This is a genomic window from Dyadobacter linearis (assembly GCF_907165045.1).
Taxonomy (GTDB): domain Bacteria; phylum Bacteroidota; class Bacteroidia; order Cytophagales; family Spirosomataceae; genus Dyadobacter; species Dyadobacter linearis.
This window is the reverse complement of record NZ_CAJRAU010000003.1, coordinates 863,788-885,814: the sequence shown is the minus strand read 5'-3', so window position 1 is coordinate 885,814 and position 22,027 is coordinate 863,788. Positions and strand designations below refer to the sequence as shown.

Annotated in this window: 36 protein-coding genes; 35 read left to right on the top strand and 1 reads right to left on the bottom strand. The window is 42.1% G+C overall.

Annotated elements, in window-relative coordinates:
• The first annotated feature begins 31 nt into the window (after positions 1–31).
• The 31 genes from rpsJ (at position 32) to carA (ending at position 16,992) form a co-directional block, all read left to right on the top strand.
• Positions 32–337 (top strand): 30S ribosomal protein S10, encoded by a 306-nt coding sequence (gene rpsJ, locus KOD92_RS14185; protein ID WP_026631228.1) that lies wholly within the window; start codon positions 32–34, stop codon positions 335–337.
• Between the two features lie 277 nt (positions 338–614).
• Entirely contained in the window at positions 615–1,235 is a 621-nt protein-coding gene (rplC, locus tag KOD92_RS14180; RefSeq protein WP_215234211.1) for a 50S ribosomal protein L3, read from the top strand.
• Between the two features lie 4 nt (positions 1,236–1,239).
• Positions 1,240–1,869 carry a 50S ribosomal protein L4 gene (gene rplD / locus KOD92_RS14175; RefSeq protein WP_215234210.1) on the top strand — a complete coding sequence of 210 codons (630 nt, stop codon included), beginning with the start codon at positions 1,240–1,242 and terminating at the stop codon, positions 1,867–1,869.
• Positions 1,870–1,871: 2 nt separating this feature from the next.
• On the top strand, positions 1,872–2,159 hold the full coding sequence (gene rplW, locus KOD92_RS14170) for a 50S ribosomal protein L23 (RefSeq protein WP_138365927.1): 288 nt from the start codon (positions 1,872–1,874) through the stop codon (positions 2,157–2,159).
• Between the two features lie 39 nt (positions 2,160–2,198).
• Complete coding sequence (gene rplB / locus KOD92_RS14165; protein WP_215234209.1) at positions 2,199–3,023, top strand: 50S ribosomal protein L2; 825 nt, start codon at positions 2,199–2,201, stop codon at positions 3,021–3,023.
• 9 nt (positions 3,024–3,032) lie between these two features.
• Positions 3,033–3,311: a 30S ribosomal protein S19 gene (gene rpsS / locus KOD92_RS14160; RefSeq protein WP_031528749.1), complete on the top strand. Its 279-nt coding sequence runs from the start codon at positions 3,033–3,035 to the stop codon at positions 3,309–3,311.
• Positions 3,312–3,362: 51 nt separating this feature from the next.
• A complete protein-coding gene (rplV, locus tag KOD92_RS14155) occupies positions 3,363–3,749 on the top strand; it encodes a 50S ribosomal protein L22 (protein ID WP_215234208.1) in 387 nt (128 codons plus the stop codon).
• A gap of 19 nt (positions 3,750–3,768) precedes the next feature.
• Positions 3,769–4,617 carry a 30S ribosomal protein S3 gene (gene rpsC / locus KOD92_RS14150; protein WP_215234207.1) on the top strand — a complete coding sequence of 283 codons (849 nt, stop codon included), beginning with the start codon at positions 3,769–3,771 and terminating at the stop codon, positions 4,615–4,617.
• A 43-nt stretch (positions 4,618–4,660) separates the two neighbouring features.
• On the top strand, positions 4,661–5,086 hold the full coding sequence (rplP, locus tag KOD92_RS14145) for a 50S ribosomal protein L16 (RefSeq protein ID WP_138480884.1): 426 nt from the start codon (positions 4,661–4,663) through the stop codon (positions 5,084–5,086).
• Positions 5,087–5,127: 41 nt separating this feature from the next.
• Positions 5,128–5,322 carry a 50S ribosomal protein L29 gene (gene rpmC, locus KOD92_RS14140; RefSeq protein ID WP_031528745.1) on the top strand — a complete coding sequence of 65 codons (195 nt, stop codon included), beginning with the start codon at positions 5,128–5,130 and terminating at the stop codon, positions 5,320–5,322.
• A gap of 15 nt (positions 5,323–5,337) precedes the next feature.
• Entirely contained in the window at positions 5,338–5,601 is a 264-nt protein-coding gene (rpsQ, locus tag KOD92_RS14135) for a 30S ribosomal protein S17 (protein ID WP_082217005.1), read from the top strand.
• A 2-nt stretch (positions 5,602–5,603) separates the two neighbouring features.
• Complete coding sequence (rplN, locus tag KOD92_RS14130) at positions 5,604–5,972, top strand: 50S ribosomal protein L14 (RefSeq protein WP_015813798.1); 369 nt, start codon at positions 5,604–5,606, stop codon at positions 5,970–5,972.
• A 45-nt stretch (positions 5,973–6,017) separates the two neighbouring features.
• Complete coding sequence (rplX, locus tag KOD92_RS14125) at positions 6,018–6,359, top strand: 50S ribosomal protein L24 (protein WP_215234206.1); 342 nt, start codon at positions 6,018–6,020, stop codon at positions 6,357–6,359.
• A gap of 66 nt (positions 6,360–6,425) precedes the next feature.
• The gene (gene rplE, locus KOD92_RS14120) at positions 6,426–6,980 is read left to right on the top strand and encodes a 50S ribosomal protein L5 (protein WP_215234205.1); all 555 of its coding nucleotides are present in this window, start codon (positions 6,426–6,428) and stop codon (positions 6,978–6,980) included.
• A 27-nt stretch (positions 6,981–7,007) separates the two neighbouring features.
• Positions 7,008–7,277, top strand: a complete 270-nt coding sequence (rpsN, locus tag KOD92_RS14115) for a 30S ribosomal protein S14 (protein ID WP_138365937.1) — start codon at positions 7,008–7,010, stop codon at positions 7,275–7,277.
• A 78-nt stretch (positions 7,278–7,355) separates the two neighbouring features.
• A complete protein-coding gene (rpsH, locus tag KOD92_RS14110) occupies positions 7,356–7,754 on the top strand; it encodes a 30S ribosomal protein S8 (RefSeq protein WP_031528740.1) in 399 nt (132 codons plus the stop codon).
• Between the two features lie 20 nt (positions 7,755–7,774).
• The gene (rplF, locus tag KOD92_RS14105; RefSeq protein WP_215234204.1) at positions 7,775–8,332 is read left to right on the top strand and encodes a 50S ribosomal protein L6; all 558 of its coding nucleotides are present in this window, start codon (positions 7,775–7,777) and stop codon (positions 8,330–8,332) included.
• A 46-nt stretch (positions 8,333–8,378) separates the two neighbouring features.
• Positions 8,379–8,732, top strand: a complete 354-nt coding sequence (rplR, locus tag KOD92_RS14100; protein ID WP_215234203.1) for a 50S ribosomal protein L18 — start codon at positions 8,379–8,381, stop codon at positions 8,730–8,732.
• Between the two features lie 14 nt (positions 8,733–8,746).
• On the top strand, positions 8,747–9,262 hold the full coding sequence (gene rpsE / locus KOD92_RS14095) for a 30S ribosomal protein S5 (protein ID WP_215234202.1): 516 nt from the start codon (positions 8,747–8,749) through the stop codon (positions 9,260–9,262).
• 31 nt (positions 9,263–9,293) lie between these two features.
• Positions 9,294–9,473, top strand: coding sequence for a 50S ribosomal protein L30 (gene rpmD / locus KOD92_RS14090; RefSeq protein WP_031528736.1), 180 nt, complete (start codon positions 9,294–9,296; stop codon positions 9,471–9,473).
• A gap of 12 nt (positions 9,474–9,485) precedes the next feature.
• Positions 9,486–9,932, top strand: a complete 447-nt coding sequence (gene rplO, locus KOD92_RS14085) for a 50S ribosomal protein L15 (RefSeq protein WP_215234201.1) — start codon at positions 9,486–9,488, stop codon at positions 9,930–9,932.
• Positions 9,933–9,982: 50 nt separating this feature from the next.
• Positions 9,983–11,296 (top strand): preprotein translocase subunit SecY, encoded by a 1,314-nt coding sequence (gene secY / locus KOD92_RS14080; RefSeq protein ID WP_215234200.1) that lies wholly within the window; start codon positions 9,983–9,985, stop codon positions 11,294–11,296.
• A gap of 5 nt (positions 11,297–11,301) precedes the next feature.
• Positions 11,302–12,099: a type I methionyl aminopeptidase gene (gene map, locus KOD92_RS14075; protein WP_215234199.1), complete on the top strand. Its 798-nt coding sequence runs from the start codon at positions 11,302–11,304 to the stop codon at positions 12,097–12,099.
• A 12-nt stretch (positions 12,100–12,111) separates the two neighbouring features.
• On the top strand, positions 12,112–12,330 hold the full coding sequence (infA, locus tag KOD92_RS14070; RefSeq protein ID WP_026631247.1) for a translation initiation factor IF-1: 219 nt from the start codon (positions 12,112–12,114) through the stop codon (positions 12,328–12,330).
• Positions 12,331–12,369: 39 nt separating this feature from the next.
• Positions 12,370–12,486: a type B 50S ribosomal protein L36 gene (ykgO, locus tag KOD92_RS14065; protein WP_015813811.1), complete on the top strand. Its 117-nt coding sequence runs from the start codon at positions 12,370–12,372 to the stop codon at positions 12,484–12,486.
• Positions 12,487–12,490: 4 nt separating this feature from the next.
• Positions 12,491–12,868 carry a 30S ribosomal protein S13 gene (gene rpsM, locus KOD92_RS14060; protein WP_215234198.1) on the top strand — a complete coding sequence of 126 codons (378 nt, stop codon included), beginning with the start codon at positions 12,491–12,493 and terminating at the stop codon, positions 12,866–12,868.
• 39 nt (positions 12,869–12,907) lie between these two features.
• Positions 12,908–13,303: a 30S ribosomal protein S11 gene (gene rpsK / locus KOD92_RS14055; protein ID WP_149640536.1), complete on the top strand. Its 396-nt coding sequence runs from the start codon at positions 12,908–12,910 to the stop codon at positions 13,301–13,303.
• Positions 13,304–13,383: 80 nt separating this feature from the next.
• Positions 13,384–13,989: a 30S ribosomal protein S4 gene (rpsD, locus tag KOD92_RS14050; RefSeq protein WP_215234197.1), complete on the top strand. Its 606-nt coding sequence runs from the start codon at positions 13,384–13,386 to the stop codon at positions 13,987–13,989.
• A 130-nt stretch (positions 13,990–14,119) separates the two neighbouring features.
• Positions 14,120–15,109 (top strand): DNA-directed RNA polymerase subunit alpha, encoded by a 990-nt coding sequence (locus KOD92_RS14045; RefSeq protein ID WP_215234196.1) that lies wholly within the window; start codon positions 14,120–14,122, stop codon positions 15,107–15,109.
• Positions 15,110–15,180: 71 nt separating this feature from the next.
• A complete protein-coding gene (rplQ, locus tag KOD92_RS14040) occupies positions 15,181–15,750 on the top strand; it encodes a 50S ribosomal protein L17 (protein ID WP_215234195.1) in 570 nt (189 codons plus the stop codon).
• Between the two features lie 138 nt (positions 15,751–15,888).
• Entirely contained in the window at positions 15,889–16,992 is a 1,104-nt protein-coding gene (gene carA / locus KOD92_RS14035) for a glutamine-hydrolyzing carbamoyl-phosphate synthase small subunit (RefSeq protein WP_215234194.1), read from the top strand.
• 60 nt (positions 16,993–17,052) lie between these two features.
• Here carA and KOD92_RS14030 read toward each other — a convergent pair whose 3' ends face one another.
• Positions 17,053–17,757, bottom strand: coding sequence for a thioredoxin domain-containing protein (locus KOD92_RS14030; RefSeq protein ID WP_215234193.1), 705 nt, complete (start codon positions 17,755–17,757; stop codon positions 17,053–17,055).
• 126 nt (positions 17,758–17,883) lie between these two features.
• On the opposite strand from KOD92_RS14030, the gene eno reads away from it, so the two are divergent.
• The 4 genes from eno (at position 17,884) to KOD92_RS14010 (ending at position 21,766) form a co-directional block, all read left to right on the top strand.
• Positions 17,884–19,155: a phosphopyruvate hydratase gene (eno, locus tag KOD92_RS14025; RefSeq protein WP_215234192.1), complete on the top strand. Its 1,272-nt coding sequence runs from the start codon at positions 17,884–17,886 to the stop codon at positions 19,153–19,155.
• 51 nt (positions 19,156–19,206) lie between these two features.
• Positions 19,207–19,539, top strand: coding sequence for an FtsB family cell division protein (locus KOD92_RS14020; RefSeq protein ID WP_215234191.1), 333 nt, complete (start codon positions 19,207–19,209; stop codon positions 19,537–19,539).
• 38 nt (positions 19,540–19,577) lie between these two features.
• A complete protein-coding gene (gene gpmI / locus KOD92_RS14015; protein WP_215234190.1) occupies positions 19,578–21,110 on the top strand; it encodes a 2,3-bisphosphoglycerate-independent phosphoglycerate mutase in 1,533 nt (510 codons plus the stop codon).
• Positions 21,111–21,211: 101 nt separating this feature from the next.
• Positions 21,212–21,766 carry a hypothetical protein gene (locus KOD92_RS14010; RefSeq protein WP_215234189.1) on the top strand — a complete coding sequence of 185 codons (555 nt, stop codon included), beginning with the start codon at positions 21,212–21,214 and terminating at the stop codon, positions 21,764–21,766.
• Positions 21,767–22,027: the final 261 nt, after the last annotated feature.

Here is a 22,027-nt window from a genome sequence, read left to right as displayed (position 1 = left end):
AAGTTTTCTGAACCGGAAATAAACAAGCAAGATGAATCAAAAAATTCGTATCAAACTTCGGTCATTTGACCACAACTTGGTTGATAAGTCAGCTGAGAAAATTGTGAAGGCAGTAAAGGCAACAGGTGCAATTGTTAGTGGGCCTATTCCTTTGCCGACTAAGACTGAAAAATTTACGGTTCTGCGTTCTCCGCACGTGAATAAGAAATCGAGGGAGCAATTTCAGCTTTGTACCTACAAACGCCTGGTTGATATTTTCTCAACAAGCGCTAAGACTGTTGATGCGTTAATGAAGCTTGAATTGCCAAGTGGAGTTGATGTGGAGATTAAAGTATAGTGATAAGGGTTTATTGAGTTAAACCAAGACATAATTTGGATGAAGGTCCGGTTCCCGGAAACCACATCTGAGCTCAGAAAAGCTAACAAATAACATATTGTATATGTTATTGAGAGTGTTTTCAGAATTGAGGTCAGATGTTTATTCATCTGACCTTTTTTGCTGATTATCAACGAGAAATATTTTGAAACTGCATTGGATGCTAATTTTTGATTTCCTACCTTTGCAGTCCGTTTTAAAGAATAAGGGTATTACCTGCTAATTTTAATTTCGAAACATGTCTGGTTTAATTGGTAAGAAAATCGGGATGACCAGTTTGTACAATGCTGACGGGCAGGCTCTGGCATGTACTGTGATCCAAGCTGGTCCTTGTGTTGTTACACAAGTTAGGTCCGAAGAAAAGGATGGCTACAAAGCCATTCAATTAGGTTTTGGTGAGAAGAAGGAAAAAAACTCTACTCAACCTATGATTGGCCACTTCAAAAAAGCCAACACAACTCCCAAACAAAAAGTGGTTGAGTTCAAGGAATTTGAAGTGGAGCATGAACTTGGAACTTCATTGTCCGTTACGGATATCTTTGAAGAAGGCGAGTTTGTTGACGTTGTTGGTTCTGCTAAGGGCCGCGGTTTCCAAGGTGTTGTGAAACGCCATGGCTTTGCCGGGGTAGGAGGTCAGACTCACGGTCAGCATAACAGAGCGCGTCACCCAGGTTCGATTGGTGCCTGTTCATTCCCGTCACGCGTATTTAAAGGCATTCGTATGGGTGGACGCATGGGTAACAATCGTGTAAAAATTCAGAATTTGCGTATTCTGAAAGTGATACCTGAGCAAAACATTCTTGTAGTGAGTGGCTCAGTACCGGGTTCAAAGAATTCATTTCTAATCATTGAGAAATAGTACAATGGAACTGTCCGTATTAAATATAAAAGGAGAAGATACCGGCAAAAAGGTAAGTGTGTCAGAAGAGATCTTCGGCATCGAACCTAACACGCACGCTATCTATCTCGACGTGAAGTTGTATTTGGCGAATCAACGTCAGGGTACACATAAGTCAAAAGAGCGTGCTGAGATCAATCATTCAACTCGCAAGATCAAACGTCAAAAAGGTACAGGTGGAGCTCGTGCTGGTAGCATTAAATCTCCTGTATTCGTAGGTGGTGGACGTATATTCGGTCCAAGACCTCGTGATTACGGTTTTAAAATTAATAAGAAAGTCAAAGTATTGGCTCGTATATCAGCCTTGTCTGCTAAGGCGAAGTCCGATGCGATCTCTGTTGTTGAAGCATTCACATTTGATGCTCCGAAAACGAAATCGTATTTGAATGTATTGAATTCGCTATCATTGGTGAATACCAAAACATTATTGATTCTTCCAGCAATTGACAGCAATGTTTACTTGTCGAGCCGTAACATTCCGAAAGCGAGAGTTACAACGGTTGATTCAATCAATACTTACGACCTCATGTATGCAGACCGTCTTTTAATAAGTGAATCTGCTCTGTCTATTTTGGAAACCCAATTGAACAAATAACAATGAGTGTACTGAAACGTCCGATTATAACCGAAAAGGTAACGGCTCAGGGTGGTCAAGGAAAATACGCTTTTGAAGTTGCTCTTACCGCTAATAAGGTAGAGATCAAAAAAGCTATCGAGAAACTGTTCGGGGTTACCGTAGAAAGCGTTCACACCATGCGTAGCATTGGTAAAAGTAAGTCCCGTACATCGGGAGGGAAATTTGTAAGTGGAAAAACGTCGACTATCAAGAAAGCTATCATCACGGTGGCTGAGGGTGAAATCATCGATATTTACGGTGAAGCATAAGCTAGTTGAGCGACTTAAATCTTTGACGAGTAATAGCAAATGGCAGTTAAAAAATTAAAACCGACAAGTGCTGGTCAGCGTTTCCGCTCGGCTCCTACATTTGAGGAGATAACCACAGCGAAACCTGAAAAGAGTCTTCTGGAACCCATCAAGAGAACAGGTGGTCGTAATAGCCAGGGACACATGACCATGCGATATATTGGTGGTGGTCACAAAAGGAAGTATCGTGTAATCGATTTCAAAAGAAACAGGTTCGATGCGCCGGCCACCGTTCTAACTATAGAATACGATCCAAACCGTTCAGCGCGTATTGCTCTTGTGCAGTTTGAGGATCAGGAAAAGAGATATATCATTGCTCCTAACGGATTAAAAGTAGGACAGGTAATTGTCTCCGGTAATGCAGTTGCTCCGGAGGTTGGGAATGCCCTTCCATTGAGCGCAATGCCAATCGGTACAATTGTTCACAATATCGAGCTTACTCCTGGAAAAGGTGGTCAGTTTGCAAGGAGTGCTGGTGCTTATGCGCAGCTAGTGGCGAGAGAAGGCAAATATGCTGTTCTCAAAATGCCTTCTGGCGAGATGAGAATGATCCTTTCTACTTGTATTGCAACGGTTGGTACGGTTTCTAACGCAAGTCACATGAATGTGGCTTTGGGTAAGGCAGGTCGTAGAAGATGGTTGGGACGTCGTCCACGTGTAAGAGGTGTAGCGATGAACCCAGTCGATCACCCAATGGGTGGTGGTGAGGGCCGTTCGTCGGGAGGTCAGCCTCGGTCTAGAAATGGACAGTTTGCGAAAGGTCTTAAGACTCGCGATCGCAACAAGCACTCTGAGAAATTGATTATCAGCCGTCGTAAAAAATAATAGTAAAATATGGCACGCTCATTAAAAAAAGGACCATACATCGACTTCCGTCTTGAGAACAAGGTTCAGGTAATGAACAATTCATCACGCAAGTCAGTAATTAAGACCTGGTCACGACGCTCAATGATATCTCCTGATTTTATCGGGCATACATTCGCAGTCCATAACGGGAATAAGTTTATCCCGGTATACGTAACTGAAAATATGGTTGGTCACAAACTCGGTGAATTTTCTCCAACAAGAAACTTCCGTGGCCACACTGCAAAGAAAGATAAAGGAAGAAAATAAATAGTCTACGGTAGCTGGTTCTCACAGGAACGAGCCGATATCTGAAAGAACATGGAAGCAAGAGCTATATTAAAAGACGTGCCTACTTCTCCTCGCAAGATGAGATTAGTAGCCGACATGATTCGCGGACAAAAGGTTAGCAAAGCGTTGGCACTATTGAAGTTTCAACCGAGAGCATCTTCTCCGATTTTGCATAAAGTTCTATTGTCAGCTGTTGCTAACTGGCAGCAATTGAATGAAGGAGCAAAATTAGAGGACGCGGATCTTATTGTAAAAACCGTATTTATCGACGGTGGACGTATGTTGAAACGTTTGCGTCCTGCTCCTCAGGGGAGGGCACACCGGATTCGCAAACGGTCAAATCACATCACAATCGTGATTGATGATGCATCAGTAACAGCTGAGGCGCAGGAACAAGCAGTAATAACTGAATCATAAGTAAAACGATCTATATCGAATGGGACAAAAGGTTAATCCTATAGGTCTGAGACTAGGAATTGTTAGAGGGTGGGAGTCAAGCTGGTATGGAGGAAAGGACTTCTCTGACAAATTGGTGGAGGACGAAAAAATCCGTAACTACATTAAGGCTCGTATCCCAAAAGGTTCGATTTCAAAAGTAGTTATAGAGCGTACTTTGAAGCGCATCACATTAACCATTCATACCGCCCGTCCGGGAATCGTGATTGGAAAGGGTGGTAGCGAAGTTGATAAAATCAAAGAAGAGCTTAAGAAAATTACAGGAAAGGATGTTCAAATCAACATCTATGAAATTAAACGTCCTGAAATTGATGCAAAATTAGTAGGCGAAGCAATCGCTCAGCAATTGCAAGCTCGTATCTCTTATCGTAGAGCAATGAAGCAATCTATAGCTTCTGCAATGCGCGTAGGAACTCAGGGAATCAAGATTCGTCTTGCAGGTCGTTTGGGTGGTGCTGAAATGGCACGTACAGAAGAATATAAAGAAGGAAGAATTCCTCTTCACACTTTGAGAGCTGATATTGATTATGCAATTTCCGAAGCTCAGACTATCTACGGAAAAATCGGTATTAAGGTTTGGATCTTCAAAGGCGAGTTGTACGGCAAGCGTGATTTGACTCCTAGTGCAGCAACTGCGGCTTCTGACAGAGCTGATAGAAGCGCATCTTCGGGAAATGATCGTGGCGGTAATGACCGAGGCGGAAGAGGTGACCGAAGAGGTGGTCGCGGTGATGGTGCTCCACGCGGTGAAGGCGGTGGCGGCGGAAGCGAAGCAGATCGTCGCAAACGCAGTAGCGGCAACAACAACAATAAGAATAAGAAGAAGTAATCAGACATTTTCCGGTTTATACCGGGTCAAATAGATTAGAATCATGTTACAGCCGAAAAGAACGAAATTTCGCAAGCAACAGAAAGGAAAAGGTTCATACAACGGTTTGGCTACACGTGGACATGAAATCGCTTTCGGCTCGTTCGCCATTAAGGCGCTCGAACCAGGTTGGTTGACAGCACGCCAAATTGAAGCAGCCCGTATCTCAGTAACACGTGCTATGAAACGCGAAGGCCAAGTTTGGATCCGTGTTTTCCCGGACAAACCAATTACTAAGAAGCCTGCTGAGGTTCGTATGGGTAAAGGAAAGGGTGCTCCTGAATATTGGGTAGCTCCTGTTAAGCCCGGAACGATCATTTTCGAAGCGACTGGTGTTGCACTGGATACCGCAAATGAAGCATTGCGTTTGGCTGCACAAAAGTTGCCAATTAAAACCAAGTTCGTGGTGCGTCGGGATTACCAGGAATAGGATTGACCCGAATGTATTAAGAACGCTAATTATTTAAAGCAATGACTAGTAAAGAAATAAAGGATCTTTCGCAAGATCAGCTTAAAGAGCAGATCGCCCAAGAGAGAGAGCGCTTACTGCGGTTGAAATTTGCTCACGCTATTTCTCCGATCGAGAACCCTTTGCGTATTCGCGCCTCACGTAAGGAAATTGCAAGACTCTTAACAGAGCTGTCGGCTAAATCTAACCAACAGTAAATCAGTTTAGAAATTATGGAGGCAACAGAAAGAAATTTACGCAAAGAAAGAGTTGGTAAAGTAGTGAGTAACAAAATGGAGAAATCCTGTGTGATCACTGTTGAACGTAAAGTGAAGCATGCCAAGTACGGTAAGTTTATGACTAAAACTACCAAGCTGATGGTGCATGACGAGACAAATCAGGTTGGTATTGGTGATACAATCCGAGTGATGGAAACTCGCCCGCTTAGCAAGAATAAACGTTGGAGATTAGTAGAAATCCTTGAAAGAGCGAAGTAATCATGGTACAACAAGAATCAAGACTGTCGGTAGCAGATAACAGTGGTGCAAAAGAAGTACTCGTAATCCGTGTGCTTGGCGGAACTGGAAAACGTTATGCCTCGGTTGGCGATAAAATCGTCGTAACGGTAAAGTCCGCTCTGTCTTCGAGCAATATGAAAAAGGGAACGGTATCTAAAGCCGTGGTTGTACGCACTAAAAAGGAAGTACGACGTAAAGATGGTACCTACATCAGGTTTGAAGATAATGCGGCTGTTTTATTAAATAACAATGACGAACCTCGCGGTAGTCGTATTTTCGGACCTGTTGCAAGAGAATTGCGCGAAAAGCAGTTTATGAAAATCGTATCCCTGGCTCCGGAAGTGTTGTAAGAAATCAAGCACAAGTATTTCTTTAAACTGTAATTGAGAATACCAATGGAAAGTAAAAATAAAAAAGCTCCGGCTAAGCTGCATATTCGCAAAGGCGATACAGTAAAGGTTATTTCTGGAAACGCCAAAGGCGAATCCGGCGTAATAACGAAGGTGCTTGTTGATAAGTCGAGAGCTACTGTGGAGGGCGTGAACATGATCACTAAGCATGTTAAACCAAATGCTCAGAACCCACAAGGAAGCATCGAGAAACTTGAGGGGGCGATTCATATCAGTAACCTGATGGTTGTAGATCCGAAAACTGGTGAAGCAACAAGAACTGGACGTAAAGCTAACGATAAAGGTAAGCTTCAGCGTTTTTCAAAGAAAACGGGAGAACTTTTGTAGTCCTGTATACGAACTGATTTATCATTTGAAGAGTGGGTCGGCAATCCACGTAACAAAATTTAGAAAATGGCACAGCCAAGATTAAAAGAAAAATACCTGAGCGAAGTTGTTTCGCAATTGAAAGATAAGTTTCAATACAAATCAGTAATGCAGGTTCCCCGCTTGACCAAGATTGTCATTAACAAGGGAATCGGAGCTGCTGTGGCTGACAAGAAATTAGTCGATACAGGAGTTGAAGAATTAGGTTTGATTACAGGTCAAAAAGCGATTGCTACAATTTCGAAAAAAGCTGTATCGAACTTTAAGCTTCGTGAGAACATGCCGATTGGAGCCAAAGTTACTTTGCGCGGAGATCGCATGTACGAATTTTTGGATCGCCTAACCGCTATTGCAATGCCCCGTGTAAGAGATTTCAAAGGCATTAGCGATAAAGGTTTTGATGGACGTGGAAATTATACATTTGGTGTAAAAGAGCAAATAATATTTCCGGAGATTAGTATTGAGAAAGTCAATAAAATCACTGGAATGGATATTACATTCGTTACTTCTACCAACTCGGACGAAGAAAGTTACGAGCTGTTAAAAGCACTGGGAATGCCTTTCACCAACGCGAATAAATAAGAAATTACTTAAGATTATTTACCGACAATGGCAAAAGAATCAGTTAAAGCAAGAGAGAGAAAAAGGCAAGAATTGGTTGCTAAATATGCTGATAAGCGTAAGAAGTTGAAAGCTGCCGAGGATTGGGTGGGTCTTGATAAGCTACCACGCAATTCATCTCCTGTTCGTCTTCATAACCGATGCAAGATCACGGGCAGACCTCGTGGGTACATGCGTAAATTTGGGATTTCGAGAGTTCTTTTCCGGGATATGGCTTCTGATGGAAAAATTCCGGGAGTTACTAAATCAAGTTGGTAAGAATACTTTCAATTCTGATTTCAATTACTTAACTTTGCACTCCCGTTCAAAAAGGGGTGTTTAAACTTGGCATAAAAAATGTTAACGGATCCCATAGCAGACTATCTGACGAGACTCAGAAACGCTATCAAAGCGAAGCACCGGGTTGTTGAGATACCTGCATCCAACATAAAAAAAGAAATTACGAAAGTACTTTTTGATAAAGGGTATATTCAAAGCTATAAGTTTGACGAAGTAGGTCCGCAAGGCACTATTAAGATTGCATTGAAATACAATCCTGTCACTAAGCAATCTGCAATTGTAAAATTGGAGAGGGTTAGCAAGCCTGGGCTTCGTAAATATTCTGGTTCATCTACTCTACCGCGTGTATTGGGTGGATTAGGAACAGTGATAATTTCGACATCTAAGGGTGTAATGACTGACAAAGAGGCTAAAACCTTGAATGTTGGTGGTGAGGTATTGTGTTTCGTGTATTAATATTTTAAAGATATTCAGGAATGTCACGGATAGGAAATAAAGTTATCGTTTTACCAGCTGGTATTTCGATTACCGTTGGCGAGGATAACGTCGTGTTGGTAAAAGGGCCAAAAGGTACACTATCGCAAACAGTCGATACTGATATTACCGTTGAGGTTGAAGGCAACGAGCTAAAAGTTTCACGTCCAACTGAGCAGAAACGTCATAAAGCGCTTCATGGCTTGTACCGGTCTTTGATCAACAACATGGTTATTGGTGTTGGTGAAGGGTACAAAAAGGAGTTGGAAATAATTGGAGTAGGTTATAAGGCCAGTGCCTCAAATAATGTGCTTGAATTACAACTTGGTTATTCGCATAATATCTTTATGGCGATTCCAAGTGAGATCAAACTAACGACAACGTCAGAGAAAGGTCAGAATCCTAAGGTGATACTTGAAGGAATTGACAAGGAGCTGATTGGTTCAGTTGCAGCGAAGATTAAGTCATTGCGTAAAGTTGAACCTTATAAAGGTAAGGGTATACGGTTTGTGGGTGAAATTGTACGTCGTAAAGCCGGTAAGTCTGCTTCTAAGAAGTAATTCGTTGCCACTAAATAGGTTATAAACAAAGTTAGAAAATATTAAAATGGCTAACGCAAAAGCAGACAGAAGACAGCGCCTTAAACTGCACATTCGTAAGAGGGTGAAAGGTAGCGTAGAGCGTCCAAGATTATCAGTTTTTCGCTCTAATACTAGCATTTATGCTCAGATTATAGACGATATAAATGGAGTTACTTTGGCCAGTGCATCATCTGTTGATCTGGGTGGCAGAAAAGAAAATTCCAATGTTGAAGTTGCGCAGCAGGTAGGTAAGAAGATTGCTGAAAAGGCGCAGGAGGCAGGTATTCAAGCGGTAGTTTTCGACCGTAATGGATATTTGTATCATGGAAAAGTTAAAGCATTGGCCGAAGGAGCCCGTGAGGGTGGCCTGAAATTCTAAGCATAACAAAGACTATGTCTATAAATACAAGACCTTCGAAGGTTAACGAATCTGATTTGAAAGAGCGCGTAGTTGCCATCAATCGGGTAGCAAAAGTAGTAAAGGGCGGTCGTCGTTTTAGTTTTTCTGCAATTGTCGTTGTAGGAGATGGTAACGGAGCTGTTGGATACGGTTTAGGAAAAGCAAATGAAGTAACTGATGCAATCGCAAAGGGAATAGATGACGCTAAGAAGAACCTTATTCAGGTACCAATGCTTAAGCACACAGTTCCTCATGCTATGGAAGGTAAGTTCAGTGGAGGCTTTGTACTTATCAAGCCAGCTGCTCCTGGAACTGGTGTTCTTGCTGGTGGTCCGATGCGGGCTGTTTTAGAAAGTGCAGGTATTAAAGATGTACTTGCGAAGTCTAAGGGATCATCGAATCCTCACAACGTAATTAAAGCTACAATTGACGCTCTTTTGAAAATGCGTGCTCCTCATCAAGTGGCTTTTCAGCGTAGCGTGAAGTTAGAGAAAGTATTCAACGGATAATCCTGAGGGATTTCCTTATCTGAGAGTTGTCATGTCGAAAGTACGTATTACACAAGTTAAAAGCACGATTGATCGTCCGGAGCGCCAGAAGCTTACAATTAAAGCCTTAGGACTTGGAAAGTTGAACCGGTCAGTTGAGAAGGAAAATAGCGATGCGATTGCGGGTATGATCCGTAAAGTAAGCCATTTAGTTAAAGTCGAAGAAATTTAATATACTAAAAGTATGAATCTTAGTTCATTAAAGCCGGCTACTGGCTCCGTTAAAGTTGGAAAGCGGGTTGGACGTGGTCAGGGCTCGGGTAAAGGAGGAACTGCTGCACGTGGACATAAAGGGGCTCAGTCGCGCTCAGGATATAGTCGTAAAGTTGGATTTGAAGGTGGCCAGATGCCGCTTCAAAGACGTTTACCAAAATTCGGATTTAATAATATAAACCGGGTTGAATATAAGGCACTTAATCTTGATGCAATCCAGGCGCTTGCTGAAAAAATCGGTGTTAGTGTAATTACGCCACAGGTAATTAGCGAGCATGGTTTAAGTGCTAAAAAGGATCTTATTAAAGTTCTGAATAGAGGTGAAATTTCAAGTGCGCTCGAAATTCATGCACATGGGTTTTCTTCCACAGCAACGGAGGCGATTGAGAAGGCTGGTGGTAAAGCGGTTAAGTTGTAATTACGCTGTTCTGTAGTTGAGCATTTGAATAGCTAATGTAGACCCATAAAATGAAAAGATTTTTAGAGACTATTAAGCATATATTTTCAATCGAGGAGTTGAGAACACGTATTCTCAACACTCTTTTGTTTATAACCATATTCCGTCTGGGGTCTTACGTTGCTTTGCCAGGTGTCGAACCTGATCAGATGAATGTTTCGACGCAGGGTCTATTGGGTCTTTTAGATACTTTCTTAGGTGGAGCTTTTAGTAAAGCTTCCATTTTTGCATTAGGTATCATGCCTTACATTTCTGCATCCATTGCGATACAGCTTTTGACTATGGCTTTGCCATATTTTCAGAAAATGCAGAAAGAAGGAGAGTCGGGTCGTAAGAAGCTAAATCAGATTACGCGGGTATTGACGATCGTTGTTACACTAGTCCAGGGAACTGCTTATTTGAATACAACCGTTCCTGACGAAGCTCTGCTTGTTAGCAGAAGCCTTTTTTCCATCTCATCGGTTTTTGTACTCACAGCCGGTACAATGTTTTGTATGTGGCTTGGAGAAAGAATTACTGATAAGGGAATAGGTAATGGAATCTCAATGCTAATCATGATTGGTATTGTTTCGAGATTTCCAGGCGCTATTTATAAAGAGTTTGTTTCCCGTGGAAGTGGTCAGATCCTTTTATTCGTTCTGGAAATCGTAGCACTTTACTTTGTAATCATGGGTGCTGTAATGCTTACCCAGGCTGTACGGAGAATTCCTATTCAGTATGCGAAGCAGGTAGTTGGTAACAGGGTTATGGGCGGTCAACGCCAGTATTTGCCATTGAAGCTAAACGCTGCAGGTGTGATGCCGATTATTTTTGCTCAGGCGCTTATGTTCATTCCTTCATTAGGTGCATCCTATTTTGCTGAGAAAAGTGATTTTGCAAGCGATGTGGCTACCATTTTCGCTAATTATACTACCTGGCAGTACAATCTGCTCTTTGCAGTGTTGATAATAGTTTTTACATTTTTCTATACTGCTATATCAGTTAATCCTCAGCAGATAGCAGACGATATGAAAAGAGGTGGTGGATTTATTCCCGGCGTAAAACCTGGTCAGCAGACCTCTGAATATATCAGTTCTATACTTGATAGGATTACATTTCCGGGTTCGATTATGTTAGCGATCGTCGCAACACTACCTGCCTTTGCGAGTTTGTTGGGCGTGTCTACAGACTTCGCTCACTTTTTTGGAGGAACGTCTCTGTTGATTATGGTAGGTGTTGTATTGGATACGTTGCAGCAGGTAGAAAGTTATCTTCTCATGCGTCGGTATGAAGGTTTAATGAAATCAGGAAGAGTAAAAGGTAGAACGGAGACCGTCGCTATCTGAGGAAAATGATTTATCTGAAGACGGAAGAAGAAATAGAGTTAATAAAAGAAAGTGCACAGGTTCTAGGCAAGGCTCATGCGGAAGTGGCGACCTGGGTTAAACCCGGAGTAGCAACGAAAAAACTAGATACTGTTGCAGAAGAATATATTAGGGAGTTTGGAGGTATACCTTCTTTTAAAGGTTTTAACAATTTTCCAGCTTCTCTCTGCATATCAGTTAATGAAGTAGTTGTTCATGGTTTTCCTGGAAACTACATATTAAAAGATGGGGATATCATTTCTATCGACTGCGGTGTTAAGTTGAAAGGTTACCATAGTGATAGTGCTTACACATATCCTGTCGGCGAAGTTTCCAGCGAAGTTATGGATCTTTTGACTGCTACGAAAAAGTCTCTTTACAAAGGCATTGATCAGGCGGTTGATGGATTAAGGATGGGGGACGTTGGCTATGCAATCCAGAGCTTTGTTGAAGAGCGAGGTTATTCAGTAGTACGAGAGTTAGTAGGACACGGAGTTGGAAGAGACCTTCACGAGAGTCCGGAAGTTCCAAACTATGGCAAACGCGGAAAGGGAGTGAAGTTGCGTGAAGGAATGGTGTTGGCGATCGAACCTATGATTAATCTCGGTACCAAAGCGGTTATGCAGGAGCGGGATGGATGGACAATCAGGACAACCGATCGTAAATATTCTGCCCATTTCGAACATACAGTTGTAGTGAGGAAGGGGAAAGCAGAGATTCTGACAACATTCGATTATATAGAAAAAGTGACGGCCAATACCAGCCTAATGGTGGAAGTAAAGTAATTAACGCTACGAATGGCAAAACAGGCATCAATCGAACAAGATGGAGTAATTCTTGAAGCATTATCAAATGCAATGTTTCGGGTTATATTAGAAAACAAGCATGAAGTTATAGCGCATATTTCAGGAAAGATGAGAATGCACTATATAAAGATATTACCGGGAGACCGTGTAAAATTAGAAATGTCTCCTTATGACTTATCTAAGGCAAGAATTACCTACCGATACAAATAAGGAGTCGATCACCTCAAATTAACACTTAAGTATACTCAGATGAAAGTCAAAGCATCAGTTAAAAAGCGCAGTGAGGACTGCAAAGTTATACGCCGTAAGGGGAAGGTATATGTAATTAATAAGAAGAACCCACGGTATAAACAAAGACAAGGTTAATCATATGGCACGTATTTCAGGAGTTGATATTCCCGACCGTAAAAGAGGCGAAATTTCTTTAACGTATATTTTCGGAATCGGTCGCAGTTCTGCTAAGAAGATACTCGACAAGGCGGGAGTTGATTTGAATAAAAAAGTTCTCGACTGGACAGACGACGAATCAGGTGCGATTCGTGCGGTTATTGCTGGAGAATACAAAGTGGAGGGTGCACTGAAGTCGGAAGTTCAATTGAGCATTAAGCGCTTGATGGATATTGCTTGTTACAGAGGCCTTCGTCATCGTAAGGGATTGCCGTTGCGCGGACAGAGAACTAAAAATAACTCTCGTACTCGTAAGGGTAAGCGCAAGACAATCGCTAACAAGAAAAAGGCTACTAAATAAACAATGAGCAGTGGTTAGTCCACACTTATTCCTCAAGCAATGGCACAAAATAAAAGAAAAGATAAAGCAAAAAAGAGAGTGGTTGTTGTTGAATCTGTTGGTCAGGTCCACATCAAGGCATCTTTCAATAATATAATTATCTCTATTACCAATAATAACGGCCAGGTTATTTCCTGGGGTTCTGCTGGTAAGATGGGATTCCGCGGATCAAAGAAAAATACTCCGTATGCTGCGCAAACAGCTGCTCAGAGTGCAGCCCAAGTTGCGTTTGATCTGGGAATGCGTAAGGCTGAGGTTTTTGTTAAAGGACCAGGATCCGGCCGTGAATCGGCAATTCGTACGATTCAGAATGCTGGAATTGAGGTGATGACAATCCGTGATATCACACCACTTCCACACAACGGCTGCCGTCCCCCAAAACGCCGTAGAGTATAGTACAATATCATCCATTCGTAATTTGGACACTGGGGTTACGGAATGGTTTTAATTAATTATAATAAATAAAATAGGTTTTAATGGCACGTTATACAGGTCCCAAATCGAAGATTGCAAGACGTTATGGAGAGCCCATCATGGGTCCAAGCAAAGCGCTTGCAAAGAAAAATTATCCTCCCGGCATGCACGGAAAGGGTCGCCGCTCCAAGAAATCGGAGTACGCGTTACAGTTGATGGAGAAACAGAAAGTGAAATTCATCTACGGTATTCTTGAAAGACAATTCCGTAATCTTTTTGAAAAAGCTTCTGTGAAAGAAGGTATCACTGGTGAGAATCTTCTGAAATATTGTGAAGCTCGTCTTGACAACACTGTGTACCGTCTTGGAATTGCTCCTACAAGGAGAGCTGCAAGACAATTGGTCTCGCACAAACATATTCTTGTGGATGGTGAAATCGTAAACATCCCTTCTTACTCTCTTCGTCCAGGACAAGTAGTTACCGTTCGCGAAAAGTCTAAGTCACTTGAATCTGTTACAGAAAGCTTGGCAGGTCATAGTTCCAGAGGATTTAACTGGCTGGAGTGGGATGGTCAGCAACTATCAGGCAAATTTGTTACGTTCCCTGAACGTGAGCAGATTCCGGAAAACATCAACGAGCAACTTATCGTTGAGTTGTATTCTAAATAATAATCTTCATAATTCTGGTACTTTCCCGGCAACGGGAAAGTACTTTTTAGCCGTTAACGGCAATTTGCGATCGCAAAGGTAACGGTAGCGTGATCAACTATCATTTACTACTATAAAAGGACCAAAGACTATGTCAATATTAGCTTTCCAAATGCCTGATAAGGTCGTCATGGAAAAAGCAGATGACTTTCACGGGTTGTTTGAGTTTAAGCCTTTAGAGAAAGGATACGGCGTAACAATTGGTAATGCGTTACGTAGAATACTTCTTTCTTCTTTGGAGGGTTACGCCATTACGAGTGTGAAGTTTCCCGGCGTGCTTCACGAATTTTCTTCTATCGAGGGTATTGTTGAGGATGTTACTGAAATCATCCTGAACCTGAAAATGGTTCGATTTAAAAAAGTTTCTGATTTAAGTGAAAGCAGGATAGTTGTAAGTCTTAAAAATGTTTCTGCAATAACAGCTGGCGACATTGGCAAATTTACAAATGCATTTGAAGTTCTGAATCCAGACCAGATCATTTGTCATATTGACGATCAGAAGGAGTTCGAAATGGAGCTTTTGCTGGATAAAGGCAGAGGTTATGTTCCAGCTGACGAACCTCGTGCAAACGAATTGCCATTCGGATATATCGCCGTAGATTCTATCTACACACCTATTAAGAATGTAAAATATAGCGTCGAAAATACGCGTGTTGAACAACGGACAGACTACGAACGTCTTTTGATCGATATCCAAACTGACGGATCTATACATCCCGAGGATGCCCTGAAAGGAGCAGCCAATATCTTGATTCAACACTTTATGCTATTCTCAGACCAGACAATGACCTTTGAGAAACAAAAGGCAGAAGAGGATAATCAGGTAGATGAAGAAATGTTACGTATGAGAAAGCTTTTGAAAACTTCTTTATCGGAACTGGATCTTTCTGTACGTGCATATAACTGTCTGAAATCAGCTGATGTTAAATCACTTGGTGATTTGGTAAGGTTGGAAATTTCTGACATGATGAAATTCCGCAATTTTGGTAAAAAGTCCCTGACTGAGTTGGAGCAGCTAGTAGCTGACAAACAACTTACTTTCGGAATGGATGTAGCCAAATATCGCCTGGACGAGGATTGACAATTATTCCATCATAAGTATGTATTCTGTAGCGCGCAAGTCGCAGCTCGAAGCAACTAAACAACAAAACAATGAGACACGGTAAGAAAGGTAATCACTTAGGAAGAACAGCATCTCACCGCAAGGCGATGCTATCGAATATGGCTTCCTCGTTGATTCTCCACAAAAGAATTGAAACAACCCTCGCTAAGGCAAAAGAACTTCGTACATACGTTGAGCCTTTGCTTACTCGCGCAAAAGAAGATACTACTCACAACAGGAGAATTGTATTCTCTTACTTGAACGACAAAGAATCTACAAAAGAGCTTTTCGGAACGGTATCTGATAAAATTGCGTCTCGCCCAGGTGGTTACACACGTATTATCAAGCTTGGTAACAGACTTGGTGATGCTGCTGAAACTGCACTGATTGAGTTGGTTGATTTCAACGATGCATTACTACTTGCAAATGCTGACAAGCCAGCTAAAACTCGTCGTAGTAGAAGAGGGGGTAACAAAAAAGGTACAGACGACGCTGTTGAAACAACAATTGCTGCTGCGCCAGTTAAGAAAGAAGATCATCCAATAGTTGAAGAATCTGAACCAGCTGTTGATGAAACTCCTAAGAATGAAGAGTCATCTGAAAACACTGACAAAGCGTAATTGGAGACCTATTAAAATATACAAAGGGTTAAACGTTTTCGTTTAACCCTTTTTTATGCGCGAAAAACTGTATTTTTGCACCGATTTTGGCGACTAGCAAATTATCGTCTGTTTGAAAGAAAAATCGATAAACCATATATGAATCAGAAAAAGGAAGCTCTGTTGTTGCTTGAAGACGGAACAGCATACAAAGGTCTAGCTCTAGGAATGCGTGGAACGACCGGTGGCGAAATTTGCTTTAACACCGGCATGACGGGCTATCAGGAGATTTATACTGATCCGTCATATTATGGACAAATTATAGTCAATACCAATTCTCATATTGGTAATTATGGAGTGCAGCTGGATGATGAGGAAGAATCCGGGTCTGTAAAGATTCGGGGTATGGTCTGCAACACGTTTTCAGCTATTTACTCAAGAGATACTGCGGATTTTTCGCTGCAGGAATACTTCGAGAGGTCTCAAATTGTCGGTATCAGTAATGTGGATACCAGGCATTTGGTAAGGCATGTCAGACAAAAAGGTGTGATGAATGCGATTATTTCTTCGGAGATCCTGGATGAGGCGCTGCTGATGGAAGAATTGAAAAAAATACCATCTATGGATGGGCTCGAACTTTCGTCGGAAGTGACAACTACCGAGCCTTACTTTGTCGGTGATGAAGCGGGAAGCCAGTGGAGAATAGCAGTAATGGATTACGGAATCAAAAAAAGTATTCTTTCGAACCTTACTTCCCGCGGTTGTTATTGCAAAGTTTTCCCGGCAAAAACTCCTTTTGAAGAGGTAATGGAATGGCAGCCGGACGGATTCTTTATTTCCAACGGACCGGGAGATCCGTCTGCAATGCTTTATGCAGTGGAAAGTGTGAATCAAATGATCAAAAGCAGCAAACCGCTATTTGGAATATGCCTTGGCCACCAGTTGCTTGCATTATCAAGTGGTATCAACACTTATAAAATGCACCATGGACACAGAGGTCTCAACCACCCGGTGAAAAACCTTGTTACTGGTTTATGCGAAATTACTTCACAAAATCACGGTTTTGCGGTAAATCCCGGGGAAATAGAAGATCATCCGGATATTGAGATCACGCACGTGAATTTGAATGATAATACGATTGAAGGAATAAGACGGAAAGATTACCCGGCTTTTTCAGTACAGTATCACCCGGAAGCTTCTCCTGGGCCGCATGATTCTCGTTACCTTTTTGACGAATTCATCAAGCTATTGAAAACTAGCTAGCATAAAAAACCTCCGCTTCTGGCATTATAACCAAAACGCGGAGGTTTTTACTTCTAGTGCTTACAAATTCGAGTCAAGCAATTCCCTGAAATCTGCTTCGGTTAATAGTCCACTTTTGCGATTGATCAACTTGCCGTCTTTATACACCAAGAACACAGGAACTTCTTCGATTTTAAGCTCTTTCGCAAGTGCCTTATTTTGATCATAATCGATAGTTTCGATTTTCACCTTCCCTTTATATTCAGAAGTAAGCTTCTTTACTGTCGGTAACATTTTTTGACACGGCGCACACCAAGGCGCGAAAAAATCAATCAATACTACCTTTTCAGAACTAACTAACTGCTGAAATTTCGTGTTCGACATTCCTTTATTCGCGTCGCTTTTTGACGAACCTTCCGTTTTTTTGCCTGCCGAAGTCCACTTCATATAGCCGCCTTTCATATCGTAAACCTCTGCAAAGCCACTTTCGGCTAACATTTTTGCAGCAGCGCCACTTCTTCCACCCGAGAGACAATACACATAAACCGGCTTATTCTTATCCAGCTTGTTTACCTGCTGCCGGAAATCTGCATCCTTATAATTCAGGTTTTTGGAGTTCGCCAAATGTCCTTCTTCGTACTCTTCCGGCGTACGCACATCAAGCAATTGGATTTCCTTAGTTGTTGAAATCTTACGCTCGAATTCGTCCGGGCTCAATACTGTCTGCGCGGAGGCAGTTGTAATTGCCGCCCCGATCAGCAACACGAATGCACTTAGTATTTTCATAAAAATGGGTTGCGTTATTGCATTGCAAATTTAGCCAAAAGTAAATTGGCGTTTATGGATGACGATTTTTTTGTGTTATTTTGTAGGCGTTAACATATTCAATAATAATCAAAAAATAAGCTGCAAATGAGTACGATTCAGTCAGTACATGCAAGACAAATTCTGGATTCAAGAGGAAACCCAACCGTAGAAGTTGATATTCGTACCGAGAATGGCTATCTAGGACGTGCTGCTGTTCCTTCTGGCGCCTCAACTGGAAAACACGAGGCGGTTGAGCTTCGCGACGACGACAAGAGCGTTTATGTTGGAAAAGGAGTTTTGCAGGCAGTTGAAAATGTAAACGATATCATTTTCCCGGAATTGATCGGTTGCTCTGTATTTGAGCAAAACCTTATAGATAAGATCATGCTGGAACTCGACGGCACTCCTAACAAGAGCAAGTTGGGTGCTAATGCAATCCTTGGCGTTTCGCTTGCTGCTGCCAAAGCTGCTGCACAAGAGGCAAATCTGCCACTTTACCGTTATATCGGCGGTACCAATGCGAATACATTGCCGGTGCCGATGATGAATATCCTGAACGGAGGAAGTCACGCAGACAACTCTATTGATTTCCAGGAATTTATGATCATGCCAGCCAAAGCGGATACTTTCTCACAGGCATTGCGCATGGGCGTTGAGGTTTTCCATACACTTAAAACTGTATTGAAAAGCAAAGGTTATTCTACCAACGTAGGTGACGAAGGTGGATTTGCACCGAATATCAAGTCGAACGAAGAGGCGATTGAAATTGTGATCCAGGCTATTGAAAAAGCGGGTTACAAGCCAGGTGAAGAAATTTTCATTGCAATGGATGCTGCTGTTTCTGAATTTTACGAAGATGGTTTCTATCACTTCAAAAAATCAGATGGTCGTAAACTGACATCTCCTGAAATGGCTGACTATTGGACTCAGTGGGTTGCCAAATATCCAATTATCTCTATTGAAGATGGAATGGACGAGGACGATTGGGCAGGTTGGAAAACTTTGACCGACTCTGTTGGCAGCAAATGCCAGCTTGTTGGAGATGATCTTTTCGTTACGAATGTAACCCGCCTGCAACAAGGAATTGAATCTAATATTGCAAATGCTGTTTTAGTAAAAGTAAACCAGATCGGTTCTCTGACGGAAACTATTGATACCGTAAATCTTGCAAAACGTAACAGCTACAAGAGCATTATGTCGCACAGATCTGGTGAAACGGAAGATTCAACGATCGCTGACCTTGCTGTTGCATTGAATACCGGCCAGATCAAAACCGGTTCAGCTTCACGCTCTGACCGAATGGCGAAATACAACCAGCTACTTCGCATCGAAGAAGAGCTTGGAGAAAGCGCTTATTTCCCAGGATTGAAATTCTGATTAACCGAGACCGGAGCCTAGCGCTCCGGTTCTCATTTTAGGGTAGTGCTGATGAAAAGTAACTCATTCTGGTCTTTCCAAACCTTGAAAAATTTCTACGTCGCTACGCTGGTCGCGTGGCTGATTTGGGTATTGTTTCTGGATAACAACAATGCGCGTATCGTCTTTTCCAACCGGATGAAAATGAAGGAGCTGGAAGGCGAGAAAGCGAAGCTGTTGGACAAAATCGCAAAGGTCACTGAAGAAAGAAACGAGGTTTTCGGGAATCCGAAAATGGTTGAAAAATGGGCCCGTGAGAAATTTCTCATGCGGAAGCCAAATGAACAGGTTTTCGTGATAGTTGACGAAAACAATCAGCCGATAGAAAGAAAAAAAGAAGAGTGAGCCGAGGTTCGCTGGATAACAATTTAATATTAACCACATTGAGCAGGAAAGTAATTCTCATCATCATGGACGGTTGGGGAATCGCAAAATCAAGCGAGGAGAACCGTTCAGCCATTGTCGCTGCAAATACTCCGTTTTACGATTCTATTCTTCAAAAATATCCGCATAGCAGATTGCAGGCAAGTGGCCTGGCAGTTGGCTTGCCCGAAGGGCAAATGGGGAATTCCGAAGTAGGTCATACCAATCTGGGAGCAGGTAGAGTTGTTTACCAGGATCTTGTAAAGATTAATCTGGCTGTCTCAGAAGGTACTCTGGCCCAGGAAAAAGCATTGACCGATGCTTTGGACTATGCAAAAGTGAACAATAAAAAGCTGCATTTCATCGGTCTGGTATCCGACGGTGGGGTGCATTCACATATTGAGCATTTGAAAGGGCTTTGCGCAATTGCTGCAAACCGTGGCCTTGAAAACGTTTTTGTACATGCTTTTACAGACGGAAGAGATTGTGATCCGAAAAGCGGATTAGGGTTTCTAACGGATCTGAAAGACTCCATGAGCAAAACGACCGGCAGGCTGGCAAGCGTTACAGGCCGTTATTATGCAATGGACCGTGATAAAAGATGGGAGCGAGTGAAGCTGGCCTATGACGCGATGGTTCACAGTGAAGGAAATCACGTTCCCGAAATGGAGGTTTTGAAGGCTGTTCAATCTTCGTACGAAGAAGGTGTAACCGATGAATTTATTATGCCGATAATTGCCACAGACGCACTGGGCAATCCTATTGCAGTGATTGAAGACGGGGATGTAGTGCTATGTTTCAATTTCCGAACAGACCGCGGAAGAGAGATCACGGAAGTTCTGACACAGCAGGATTTTCATGAGCAAAATATGCACAAGCTGAATCTTAGATATGTTACAATGACAAATTATGACGATACTTACCAGGGAGTAGATGTCATTTTTGATAAAGATAACCTCAACAATACACTGGGGGAAGTACTGGAAGGCGCAGGCAAAAAGCAGATCCGCATTGCTGAAACCGAGAAGTATCCGCACGTGACTTTCTTTTTCTCAGGAGGAAGAGAAAAACCTTTTGAAGGTGAAAGCCGCCTGCTTTGCCCGTCTCCGAAAGTAGCTACCTACGATCTGCAACCTGAAATGTCCGCTTTTGGTATTCGTGATGCGATCGTTCCCGAGTTGGAAAAAGGTGATGTGGATTTCGTTTGTCTTAATTTCGCGAATCCCGACATGGTAGGGCATACCGGCGTTTTCGAGGCAGCTGTAAAAGCTTGCGAGACTGTGGATCAATGCGTTCAGGCAGTGGTAACAACTGGTTTGAACCACGGATATTCTTCCATTATTATCGCAGATCACGGGAATTCGGATTATATGTCGAATGACGACGGTTCGCCGAATACTGCCCACTCATTGAATCTGGTACCTTGTATATTAGTTGATAATACTTATCAATTGCCGCTTAAAGACGGGAAATTAGCTGATATTGCTCCTACGATTTTGGCTTTAATGGACATTCCAAAGCCAGAGGAAATGACGGGAGTCAGCATTCTTTAAACTTAACAACTACAAATCTTGTTGACCACAGAGAGCCAAAACAGCTCTCTGTTTTTTTAAATATGCGTTGCTCTATTATCAGGATTTCCTTCATCAGTTACATGTTCGCTATCTTGGCGAGCCTCATTTTTGTCAGTTGCGACGAGCGCAAGTCAGACGAAAAGCATGAAAAAGCTTATTACGATTTGCGGAGCTTTGTAGAAAATCAGATTGTATATCTGAAAGAAAAAAAGCCGCTGGTAATCAAAAAGGCTAAGCTGGACGGAGAGGAGCAAACCATTCAATCTACCGGAATTGATTGGGAGAAGGAGCTTGGTCTGTTTCTTCAAGCTGATATCAACAAGCCTTCGTATGCGCAGAGCTACAATGTGACGAGACAGGATTCGGCTACATTTGAGTATCGGCTGAAAGACAATGCTGATCTGCCGGTACGCTATCTCAAAATAGTGACGGACACATTAGTGAAGTCGCCGGTATTGGTTAAAGCAATTATTAAGTCTGAAAATAGAATTTATCAGTCTGAAAAGAGCATAGAACTTTCCTGTTCTTTCAAGAACAATCTTCCTCAAATTTCGTCCTATTCAGTAACCGGCTATCAAAAGCTTATCTTCATGGAGCCGAAGCACTTCACTATCTCATCAAAAATAGGACAATAGCGGGTTTTTCGCAGCTTTCTCTCTGTACGCTTACACCATAAGTTGGGTAAACATTACCCAATTTGCTAGTCAACAATGCATTGTAACGTGCATTAGCCAACTTATTTCGTGTCGAGAATTTTCCTCGAAAAAATCTTTAAATAAAGACATTTAGGCTTTTTTTCTGGTATTATTCCTAGAAACTGAATCTGCTTGCGGGTAGACTATCTATCTGTTTTTACAAATTCGGCATAGAATTGGTTGAATACCTTGCGAAACCAT